The organism is Serratia sp. H1w, assembly GCF_000633355.1.
GTDB lineage: Bacteria > Pseudomonadota > Gammaproteobacteria > Enterobacterales > Enterobacteriaceae > Chania.
In genome coordinates, this window is record NZ_AYMQ01000029.1 from 1 (window position 1) to 10,672 (window position 10,672).

8 protein-coding genes and 2 pseudogenes are annotated in these 10,672 nt (G+C 48.7%); all 10 read left to right on the forward strand.

Features of this window, described 5'->3' with window-relative positions:
- Positions 1–320: 320 nt before the first annotated feature.
- The 10 genes and pseudogenes from U869_RS0104665 to U869_RS0104710 all read left to right on the forward strand — a co-directional run bounded on the left by U869_RS0104665 (position 321) and on the right by U869_RS0104710 (position 10,597).
- Positions 321–1,055 (forward strand): carbonic anhydrase, encoded by a 735-nt coding sequence (locus U869_RS0104665; protein WP_025121487.1) that lies wholly within the window; start codon positions 321–323, stop codon positions 1,053–1,055.
- A 132-nt stretch (positions 1,056–1,187) separates the two neighbouring features.
- Positions 1,188–1,448 (forward strand): hypothetical protein, encoded by a 261-nt coding sequence (locus tag U869_RS0104670; protein WP_025121486.1) that lies wholly within the window; start codon positions 1,188–1,190, stop codon positions 1,446–1,448.
- A gap of 186 nt (positions 1,449–1,634) precedes the next feature.
- The gene (locus U869_RS0104680; RefSeq protein WP_369795070.1) at positions 1,635–3,077 is read left to right on the forward strand and encodes an alpha/beta hydrolase; all 1,443 of its coding nucleotides are present in this window, start codon (positions 1,635–1,637) and stop codon (positions 3,075–3,077) included.
- 67 nt (positions 3,078–3,144) lie between these two features.
- Positions 3,145–4,233: an efflux RND transporter periplasmic adaptor subunit gene (locus U869_RS0104685; protein WP_025121484.1), complete on the forward strand. Its 1,089-nt coding sequence runs from the start codon at positions 3,145–3,147 to the stop codon at positions 4,231–4,233.
- A gap of 200 nt (positions 4,234–4,433) precedes the next feature.
- A pseudogene (locus U869_RS32495) lies at positions 4,434–4,601 on the forward strand (transposase domain-containing protein); the annotation flags it as partial.
- 37 nt (positions 4,602–4,638) lie between these two features.
- Positions 4,639–4,950: pseudogene (locus U869_RS32120) on the forward strand (integrase core domain-containing protein); the annotation flags it as partial.
- 139 nt (positions 4,951–5,089) lie between these two features.
- Positions 5,090–5,800: an ROK family protein gene (locus tag U869_RS0104695; RefSeq protein WP_025121483.1), complete on the forward strand. Its 711-nt coding sequence runs from the start codon at positions 5,090–5,092 to the stop codon at positions 5,798–5,800.
- Entirely contained in the window at positions 5,797–6,849 is a 1,053-nt protein-coding gene (gnd, locus tag U869_RS0104700; RefSeq protein ID WP_025121482.1) for a phosphogluconate dehydrogenase (NAD(+)-dependent, decarboxylating), read from the forward strand. Before U869_RS0104695 ends, gnd begins: the two co-directional genes overlap by 4 nt.
- Positions 6,846–8,288: a glucose-6-phosphate dehydrogenase gene (gene zwf, locus U869_RS0104705; RefSeq protein ID WP_025121481.1), complete on the forward strand. Its 1,443-nt coding sequence runs from the start codon at positions 6,846–6,848 to the stop codon at positions 8,286–8,288. Before gnd ends, zwf begins: the two co-directional genes overlap by 4 nt.
- Positions 8,285–10,597 carry a glycoside hydrolase family 15 protein gene (locus U869_RS0104710; protein ID WP_025121480.1) on the forward strand — a complete coding sequence of 771 codons (2,313 nt, stop codon included), beginning with the start codon at positions 8,285–8,287 and terminating at the stop codon, positions 10,595–10,597. Before zwf ends, U869_RS0104710 begins: the two co-directional genes overlap by 4 nt.
- The last annotated feature ends 75 nt before the right edge of the window (positions 10,598–10,672 follow it).

Sequence of the window (10,672 nt, forward strand, 5' to 3'; positions counted from 1 at the left end):
CCGCAGGCGTGCTACCGTTCATAACGGGAGCTCCTGGTTCTCGCGATTGTGGCGCAGCAGGTTGTCGATGAAGCGTCTGTCCGGGGTTTTGTAATGCCAGGCGACGCAACTGGGGGTTCTACGCCGGAACCTCAGATTTTTCCGTTATCCAGAGAATAGCCCGCACAAAATAACCAGGCGAAAAGAAGGGCGGTGTATACACTTAAATTGCTTATACATTGCCAGACGAAATCCAACTCACGTCATCAACAGGCTCCCGATGTTTACTCAGCGAACCTGTGCGACGTTTTGTCCCCCCAATAGCACAAGGAATAATAACCATGAGTAAGCAGCCCGCCCAAGAACCACCACGTCGTGTCCTATTAAAGCGTACCGCAGCTCTTTCAGTATTAGCTGTGACCGGCATTGCCGGTTTCACGACCCCATCGGTGGCCTTTGCCGCCGCGATGACCAAAGAACAACGCGATAAAATGACGCCGGATGAGATCATCGAAAGCTTTAAACACGGCAATATACGCTTTCGTGAAGGCAAAATGCAGCAGCATGATTATGTCGCCCAAAAGCAGGCCAGCGCACAGGGGCAGTTCCCGGCCGCGGTGATTTTAAGCTGCATTGACTCACGTGCCCCGGCGGAGATCCTGCTGGACGTCGGCATCGGTGAAACCTTTAACGCCCGCGTGGCCGGTAATATTCAGAATGACGATATTTTGGGCAGCATGGAGTTTGCCTGTGTCGCTGCCGGGGCCAAAGTGGTGCTGGTGATGGGGCATACCGCCTGCGGTGCGGTAAAGGGAGCTATCGAGAATGTCGAACTAGGCAACCTGACCGGGCTGCTCAACAAGATCAAACCGGCTATCGACAAGACCGAATTTACAGGAGAACGCAACGGTAACAACGACAAGTTTGTTGATGCCGTGGCCAAAACCAACGTCACCATGACCATTGACGATATCCGCAAAAACAGCCCGGTGCTGAAAAAACTGGAAGAGGACGGAAAAATCAAGATTGTCGGCAGCATGTACCATCTGGACGGCGGCAAGGTCGAATTCCTTTAGGTAAATGGGGTTCCGCAGGCAAGCATGTGCTCGACGGAGAGTTTGGTCCAGTCGGTGAGCTGATGGCCATTCTTCTCAAGGAAGCGTTCCCAGCCATCATCGTGCTGGAACAGGAGCTTTGCAGGTCGCGGTATGTACATGAAGGACAGTATAAAATACGGCGATGAGGGTGGAAAGGACTTCGGCTGCGCAGCAGACGAGCTCACGCCGCAGGCGTGCTACCGTTCGAGCACAACGGGAACGAAGGCGTCATCGATGGCGACGGGCTCGCCGACAGCGTCATCTGGCGGGTTGTCGATCAGTAAGCGTCGTTGGAACCACACCTATTATTGCGAGCGTGGTATTGCCATGATTTTGTTCCCAACCACCAACAAGGACGGAGCAAACACATGAGATATAATATTGCTATAATCGAGGAGAATATTTTTAAAAACATTCTCGCTGCGCATCCCGTTTCAGAAAGAGAGGATGGGTTGGGCAAGGGAGTCTTCCTCGCTCCTGCTCAGTGACGCATGTGGACATGGTTGCCGAGCGTTCAGTCTCCGTCGTGACAAGATGAAAAAGAGTGAATATATGTATATGGTTATCAAATGGATGAAGCGTATCGTGTTGTATCTGGTAATCTTGGGGGGCGGGGCGCTTGCCGGACGTGTCTATTTCATACAGCGAGGCCCAGACCTCCAACTTTGGCATACCTTCGTGCCGCATGAAATGCGTGCGGACGCGATAGATAAAGCTGATTGGGCAACCTACCTGAGCGCTGAGGACGCCCTTTTTAAAGAGGTCCGGATTAATGTGACCGACAAGTTGGATAGCAGCGTAAAAACCCCGTTGAACCGTTACTATTTCGGGAGTCCTATTTACCCTGAAAAGTTCCCGACTGACTGGAATCGCTCTTACGTGATGGTGCCGCCAGGAAAACCGAAAGGGGCTGTAGTCTTGCTGCATGGTTTAACTGATACACCTTACAGTTTGCGTCATATCGCAGATAATTATCGCCAGTTTGGCTATGTAGTTGTCGGTATTCGCTTACCGGCACACGGTACCGTTCCTGGGGCATTGACTGACGTGAACTGGGAGGATTGGCTGGCTGCAACCCGTTTGGCGGTACGTGAGGCCAAATACATCAGTGGTAATGATCTTCCTTTGCATATGGTCGGTTTTTCCAACGGGGGAGCATTGGCTATGAAATATACGCTGGATTCCCTTGAGGATTCCACGCTGGCACAACCTCAAAGGGTAGTACTCATTTCGCCGATGATTGGCGTCACCCGGTTTGCCCGATTTGCTGGGGTTGCTGGCTGGCCGGCTTTATTTCCTGCCTTTGCCAAGGCTGCATGGTTAGGTATTGTCCCCGAGTTTAATCCATTTAAATACAATTCGTTTCCAGTCAATGCCGCCCGTCAGTCTTTCCTGCTAACGCAAGAATTACAAAAACAGATAATCCGTGATGCAAAAAATAAAAAAATGGATGGATTACCCCCCATACTGACGTTCCAGTCAGTCCTGGACTCGACCGTCAGTACGCGTTCGGTGATTACCGCGCTATATAACCATTTGCCGGCAAACGGCAGTGAAGTGGTTTTGTTCGATTTGAATCAAGCCGTCAGTTTCGGGCCATTACTGAGAACGTCATCCTATACTGCCTTATCCCGTTTGCTGCCCCTCCCACCAAGAAGTTATAAAGCCACAATAGTCACCAATGTCTCCCCTGAAACCACAGATACATTGGCACGTACTACGACTGCGGGGCAAACAGCAGAAACAACGGAACCACTCGGCATTGTCTATCCACCGGATATTTTCTCGTTGTCACATGTTGCATTGCCATTCCCGATGAGTGATTCATTGTATGGTCGCTACCCAGAACCACGTAATCAATACGGGATCAGTCTAGGGACATTTGCCGCACGCGGTGAACGAGCCGTGCTGGTTGTAGGGTTGGACTCACTGATGCGTCTCGCATCAAACCCGTTCTTCCCTTATATGTTAAAACGCATTGATGATAATATCGGTAGGTAAAGAACCTCAATAGCGATGCAGGTATCTGCTCCGACATCCTTTAAACTTGCCCCGCAGAGATGATAAAGTGAATGTAGAACGTATTGTTATCGTAACCATTATAATATTTTTCCTTTCTGCTTGTGACAGAGCGCCCTCTGAACATATCGAGAGAGTACCGTTCGTCCGTATATTTGATGTTAGAAATAGTGTTCAACTCGGTGTGCGGACCTTCCCAGCCCGAATAATTGCTAGCGATAGAACTCCTTTAGCTTTTAAACGTTCAGGGCAGTTACAACAGCTTCTGGTCTCAGAGGGTGAACAGGTTGAACAGGGACAACTGATCGCAGAACTTAACAGCAATGATGCCCGGTTGCGATTGAGTGACCGCGATGCTCGTTTTAAGCTGGCACAGACCCAGTTCAATCGCTATGCCACTTTAAATGCCAACAAGGTCATTTCACGTGCAGAACTGGACATACAGCGTGCGGCTCGTGACTCTGCTCTGGCCGAGTTGAAATTAGCTCAGGAAGCACTGCGCGATATGCAAATACGTGCGCCTTTTAGCGGCATTATCGCCGAGGTCACCGTCCGTAATTATCAAGTTGTTCAAATGGGACAATCAATAGCCGTTTTAAATTCTCTGGATTCTCTGGATGTGCTCTTCAGTATCCCCGAAAATCTTTTTCGTATCATTGACAGCAATAACATACACTATCAGCCAATGGTTCAGTTGAATAACCTTCCAAATCGTTACTTTTCGGCTCGTTATAAGGAACACACAACTGATACTACGACGAACTCATTAACCTATCAGATGACATTAACCATGGAACGCCCGCAGGGTTTCCCCTTGCTTTCCGGCATGAGCGGTAGTGTAAAAATAAACCTCGGCAACCTAGCTAACGTCACGCAGGCTAGCAATATTGTGGTACCCGCAGAGGCAGTATTTGACCGAGGCAATACACCTTATAATCAGTCACACGTGTGGGTAGTTAAAGATAAGGGGGGGATATTATTTGTAGAACCCCGACGGGTTAAAATCGGGCAATTAACCGCCAATGGTATCCAGATCGTTTCCGGTCTGGCTGATGGCGAACGGATCGTCGCAGCCCATACCCGAGAATTGCGCCCTAATCAAGAAGTGCGTGCCTGGGTCCGTGAGCGAGGTCTGTGATGAAATCCCCCATGTCAGGGTAGTTGGTAAACGTCCAGCTACAGATTAAGCCCGGAACGTTGCTGTGCCTCAAAGAGCTGACGCCATTCGTCGGGAGTCCGATGGTTCTTCTTTGCCATATTGCCTCTGATCTTCGGTGAATGCCAAAGACAAGAGCATGATATCTCATCCCGTTAAACGGTAGGTGCGGTACCAGTGACGCTCACGGTGCACACGCCAGTGCGCTGTTGTACAGTCTGGTGGAAAGCGCGCGAATCAATGGGTTGAACCAGTACGATTATCTGCATGCGCTGCTGACGGCACTGAAATCACCGGATGATGAAATCGACTGGGACTCGCTGCTGCCCTGGAAGATCACCCTGCCTTAAACCCCGCGGTAGAGCAACGTGGGGATTTAATGACGCTTACTTTCATTCAGACCAGGGCTGTCAGTATAAAAGCAAACAATACAGACAGTTATTATGGCGAAGTGGGGTAATGCAAAGCATGAGTCGCCGAGGAAACTGCCTGGATAACTCACCGATGGAAAGGGTGTTCCGAAGTCTGAAAAGTGAATGGATACCGAGCACAGCGTATAAAGATCTGCATCATGCCTCACAGGATATTCAGAGCTGGTTACGAAACTGGTACAACCAGATTAGACCACATAAGTATAACGGAGGGTTATCCCCCTGCGAGTACGAAAAACAATGGAAAGAGGCTACGAAGGTGTCCTGATTTTGTGATCCACTACACTCACGGATACAACGGCGGCCTAACGCCAAACGAATCGGAACGGCTATATTACTTACAGTCTAATGCGGTGGCCAGTACTAGTTGACCACTACAAAGCTGGTAAACTGGAGGAATTTTGTCTATGCCTGTAAAGCATCAAAAATCTTGCGTTATTACCCTTTCGGATACTCCTGCCAAGGGGCGGATCTTAGTGGTTGATGTGGGGGGGACTCACGTTAAGCTCTATACCGCAGCTAATACACCTGCGATTGAATTTGTTTCTGGGCATGCAATGACGCCAGAGCAGTTTATTTACAATATTAATCAATATGTTGATCCATCGTCATTTGATGGCGTAAGCATTGGCTTCCCATCACCTATTTCAGGCAATCGTATCCTTAGCGAGCCTGTTAATTTAGGGCGTGGTTGGGTTGATTTCGATTTAGTCAATGCCTTTTCATGCCCTACTCGTCTGATTAATGATGCAGCCATGCAAGCCGTTGGTAGCTATGAAGGTGGCAGCATGCTGTTTTTGGGACTCGGAACGGGGTTGGGGAGTGCATTGATAGTTAACCAGCAATTACAGCCAATGGAGATCTCGCATTTACCATACCTTGAACACGATTATGAATACTATGTGAGTGAGCATTACCGTGAATCGGTTGGCGATGATGTGTGGCGGCAAAGCGTATTGACGATTGTAGACTATTTTTATGAAGCATTAATGCCGGACTATATTGTGATTGGTGGCGGTAATGTGCATCAATTTACTGAATTGTCTGAGCATGTCCGGCGTGGAGATAATGACAAAGCCTTTATTGGTGGGATCAGAATTTGGGGGAATAACCTATGAGTCAATCATCTGTAAATCAGCTTCAACTGGGTTTTATTGGGCTTGGCAGAATGGGCGCCGCAATGGTACGTCGTATCCAGCAAGCAAGCATTTCATGTGTAGTGTATGACCAAAATGCGGCTATTCGTCAGCAATTGCCTGACAGCGTCATTTTTAACAGATCCCTTGAGGAAATGGTGAAAAATATACAAGCACCAAGGCATATTTGGATGATGCTGCCTGCTGCCGTCGTTGACAGCGTTATTGCACAGCTCAAACCATTATTAGAGGAAGGTGATACGCTCATTGATGGGGGTAATTCTCACTTTACTGAAGACATTCGCCGTGCCAATGCATTAAAAGCGCAAGGGTTACACTATATGGATGTTGGTGTAAGTGGTGGCGTATGGGGTGAAGAGCGCGGTTATTGCCAAATGATTGGTGGGCCGAAAGAACATTATCAATATTTAGAGCCCGTTTTTCGTGCATTAGCGCCGGGTGTGGATGCTGCCCCGCGCACGGAAGGTAACACGGGTGAACCTTCTCCAGCCGAACAGGGTTACTTATATTGCGGCCCTAGTGGCGCAGGCCACTTTGTTAAAATGGTTCACAATGGCATTGAATATGGCTTGATGGCGGCTTATGCCGAAGGCTTGAACATTCTTAAAAATGCGGATCAAGGGCTAAACCCAGTTGCCGCCGATGCAGAAACTGCACCGCTTGAACACCCCGAATATTATCAATACAAGTTACCGGTGGGTGAGATCAGTGAGCTATGGCGTCGTGGTAGCGTGGTCGGATCATGGTTACTTGATCTGATCGCCCAAGAGATGCATCAATCGCCTGATCTTGAAAACTATGCAGGCCGTGTCTCTGATTCTGGTGAAGGCCGTTGGACATCGACTGCGGCAATCGATCTGGGTGTGCCCGCGCCAGTACTGACCAGCGCGCTCTATTCACGTTTTGCTTCTCGCGATAATGGCCTGTTTGCTGATCGTATTCAATCCGCCATGCGCCATGCATTTGGCGGCCATAAAGAAAAATCAGCGGATCAAGGGGGGGCTAAATGAGCCGCCTTTCTTTAGTGATCTTAGGGGCTAGTGGGGATCTGACCAAACGTTTATTGATGCCATCATTATTTCGTTTGCATCGACTTGGTTTGATCCCTGAATTGAATATTATTGGCTATTCGATTGATAAATGGGAACGTGATACTTTTTTAAAGCATATTCATGATGCGCTTACTGATTTTATTAATGACTTCAATGATTTAGAATGGAAAGCTTTCAGTGAGCATTTATATTTTGTCAGTGGTTCACTCGAAGCTGAAGCATTACGAGCGCTTGAAGATAAATTGACACCATCGGCTCTATTTTACCTCGCGTTGCCACCAACCTTGTTTGGACAAGCCGCGCAAGCGATTGGTGAAGCAGGGTTGTCCAAAGACGATGGTGACGACTGGCGACGTATTATCATTGAAAAGCCATTTGGAACAGATTTAGCTTCTGCAAAAGTATTGCGTGAGCAAATTCACGCTTATTGGGACGAGTCGCAGGTTTTCCGCATTGACCATTTCTTAGGTAAAGAGGCAACACAAAATCTGATGATTTTCCGGTTTGCTAACCGTTTGTTAGCACCGGTCTGGAATGCGGAAAATATCGAACAAGTGCAAATTACTTATGCGGAAACGCTGGGGGTTGAAAACCGTGCGGTTTATTACGACCACTCGGGAGCTATGCGCGATATGCTGCAGAACCATTTAATGCAACTGCTAACACTGGCGGCGATTGAGCCATTAGGCCGTTGGGATTGTGAAATTCTCCGCGATCATAAAGTTGAAGTGCTGAAATCGATTTGCCCAACTGATTATATGGATGCAAATGATTGGGCGGTGCGTGGACAATATTGTGCAGGGCAAGTTAATGGCGAAACGGCAACAGATTATTGTAATGAGCCAGGGATCCCAGTTGATACCAATACCGAAACATTCGCTGCATTGCGGATTGAGATTGATAACTGGCGTTGGAATGGCGTGCCATTCTATCTACGCAGTGGCAAGCGCTTAGCGAATAACTACGCTGAAATTGCCGTGCAGTTTAAAGCACCTGCAGGGGCGCTCCCGGGTGGCGTTGAAGTCGATAATAACTGGCTAGTATTCAGGTTGTCACCCACCATGGGGATGGACATGCACATGACGGCAAAATTGCCCGGTATGAACTTGAATACGCATGGGATCACACTGAGTGCGCCTTATACTCAGCACGGTCAATATGAAGTATCGGCCTATGAGCAGTTGCTGATTGATGCGTTGAATGGTGAGAGGGCTCACTTTTTGCGTTTTGATGAAGTGGAATGGGCATGGCGGATCATTGATCCGGTACTAAAAGCTTGGCAACAGGGCATGCCTGATCTGTATAAAGCGGGCACTCAGGGGCCTGATACACAATCAAGAGTTATGCGCCCGGGGCACCAATGGCGTTCTCTTTTTGAACAGGAAAACAGCAAATGAGTGAACAACAGGCGCCTAGTGGCCCGGGTAGCACGGCAACCTGGACCAGCAGTGCAAAAGACATGGTAGGAACTGCGATAGGGCAAGGCCGCGTATGGTTTACTGTCGGGTATGGCATCTTAAATGAAGTCTATTGGCCTTCTTGCAGCACACCTCATATTCGTGACTTAGGGTTTATCATCGCCGGGGATGACTTTTGGTCGGAAGTGAAACGGGTCGGCCAGTATGAACTGACCACACCGTCATCCTCTTTGCCGATCCCTAAAATCGTTCATCACCATGAACGCTATCGCCTTGAATTAGAAGTTATCACTGACCCAGCACGTGATGTGCTGCTGATTCGCTATCACCTTGAAGGTGAAGGACTAAGGTTATATCCACTGTTAGCACCACATATCGGTGGTGATGGTGATGATAATTACGGTTCCGTCTCTCCGCAAGGCTTAACCGCGCATAAAAAAGGGCGTTATCTGATATTAGCGGCAGAAAACGGCTTTGCCCGTGCGAGCGTCGGTTACGTAGGCAGCTCTGATGGATGGCAAGACTTTAGCCGGAATGGCTGTATGAGCTGGGAATATCAGCAAGCCGGGCCAGGCAACCTCGCGATGATGGGTGAGCTCAATCATAATTCAGGTGTATTAGCGCTAGCATTTTCAGGCAACGCGCAAGGGGCGGCAACGCTGGCGGGCAGTTCAATCACTGCAGGCTATCAAGAAGCACGACGTCAGTATGCTTATTTATGGGCAGCCTGGAATGAAACGGTCAATTTTCCTGGTTTGGATAAATTACCTAAAAAATTATCTGATGCGGTTCGTACCTCGATTGCCGTGATCAAAACTCACGAAGGACGTACTTTTCCAGGTTCATTAGTGGCAAGTTTAAGTACCCCATGGGGGGATACGCATAAAGATGTAGGGGGTTATCACCTAGTATGGCCTCGCGATTCTGTTGAAGTCGGTTTTGCCATGCTGGCTTGTGGCCTCATTGCAGAAGTGCGTGTACTGATGGCCTACTTGATAGCTATTCAGCAACCCGATGGCCATTGGATGCAAAACAACTTCGTCAACGGTCAACCTTATTGGCAAGGCATTCAGCTAGACGAAGTGGCATTACCCGTACTTTTTGCCGCGAAGCTGCATGAACAAGGGCTACTGGGTGAAATGCAAACGGCGGCTATTCGGATGGCACGCAAGGCATTGGCATTTATTGCGCAATATGGCCCTGCCAGCCCACAGGATCGTTGGGAAGAGAATACGGGGATCAACCCGTTTACCTTGTCGGTTTCCATTGCGGCATTGGTTGCGGGGGCAAAAGCGGGTTTCCTCGAAGAGGGGGATAAACAATATGCGCTGGATTTGGCGGATGATTGGAATGAGCGCCTTGAGTCATGGGTTTATGTAAAAAATACCAAACTTGATCGTGAATCAGAGATCGCAGGGCACTATGTTCGTTTAAACCCCAGTAGTCATTCTGCGCGTTTTGGTGACGTGATGTTGCGTAACCGCAACAACGAAACCATCAATACACGCGCCCTATTAGGCATGGAGTATCTGTACTTAGTTCGTTTAGGCTTACGTAAAGCCACGGATAAGCGAATTGAAGATACGACGAAACTGGTTGATCAGTTGCTGTGTGCGCAATTACCTGCTGGCCCATATTATTATCGTTATAATGAAGATGGCTATGGTGAACATGAGGATGGGCGTGCGTTTGATGGTAGTGGTATAGGGCGTTTGTGGCCGCTATTAAGTGGTGAGCGCGGTCATTATGCTGCGGCTTGCAAACAAGATGTCACGCCTTATTTGAATGCGATGTTAGCCTCCGCCAGTACCGGCGGTATGTTACCTGAGCAAATTTGGGATAAGGAAAGCATCCCAGAACGGAGGCTGCTGACAGGAAAAGCTAGTGGTAGCGCGATGCCATTAATTTGGGCCCATGCAGAGCTTATTAAACTCGTTTATGTGCAAAAAACGGGTATCCCTATTGAGCAGTTAAAATCAGTCAGTGGGCGTTATGGCGCGCAGTCTCCGGTGGCGCGAGCACGTCATTGGCGTGATAGCCAACCCTGCACCTCCGTACCGTCTACTCATGAGTTGTGGATTGAAGCACAAGAGCCATTTGTATTGCATTATGGTTATAACAATTGGCAGGAGATTCAAGAAAAAAACAGTCAGCCCATCGGCTTAGGGCTTTATGGCGTCACATTAGCTGCCAGCGCATTAGCCGGAAAAACCCTGCAATTTACGCGTAAGTTTGATGGCCGTGGCTGGGAAGGTCGTGATTGGCATATAGATATATACCCTAAATAATTGGCGTTGCCTCCCGACGGCAAGAGCGGAAGGAAATGGTCGGGAACCGATTTGTGTCGCTACCGATGTAAAACT

Excerpts from the sequence above, each read along its gene's own strand:
- gnd (WP_025121482.1), top strand. The coding sequence starts at position 5,797 with ATGAGTCAATCATCTGTAAATCAGCTTCAACTGGGTTTTATTGGGCTT.
- U869_RS0104665 (WP_025121487.1), top strand. The coding sequence starts at position 321 with ATGAGTAAGCAGCCCGCCCAAGAACCACCACGTCGTGTCCTATTAAAG.
- zwf (WP_025121481.1), top strand. The coding sequence starts at position 6,846 with ATGAGCCGCCTTTCTTTAGTGATCTTAGGGGCTAGTGGGGATCTGACC.
- U869_RS0104670 (WP_025121486.1), top strand. The coding sequence starts at position 1,188 with ATGTACATGAAGGACAGTATAAAATACGGCGATGAGGGTGGAAAGGAC.
- U869_RS0104710 (WP_025121480.1), top strand. The coding sequence starts at position 8,285 with ATGAGTGAACAACAGGCGCCTAGTGGCCCGGGTAGCACGGCAACCTGG.
- U869_RS0104695 (WP_025121483.1), top strand. The coding sequence starts at position 5,090 with ATGCCTGTAAAGCATCAAAAATCTTGCGTTATTACCCTTTCGGATACT.
- U869_RS0104680 (WP_369795070.1), top strand. The coding sequence starts at position 1,635 with ATGGTTATCAAATGGATGAAGCGTATCGTGTTGTATCTGGTAATCTTG.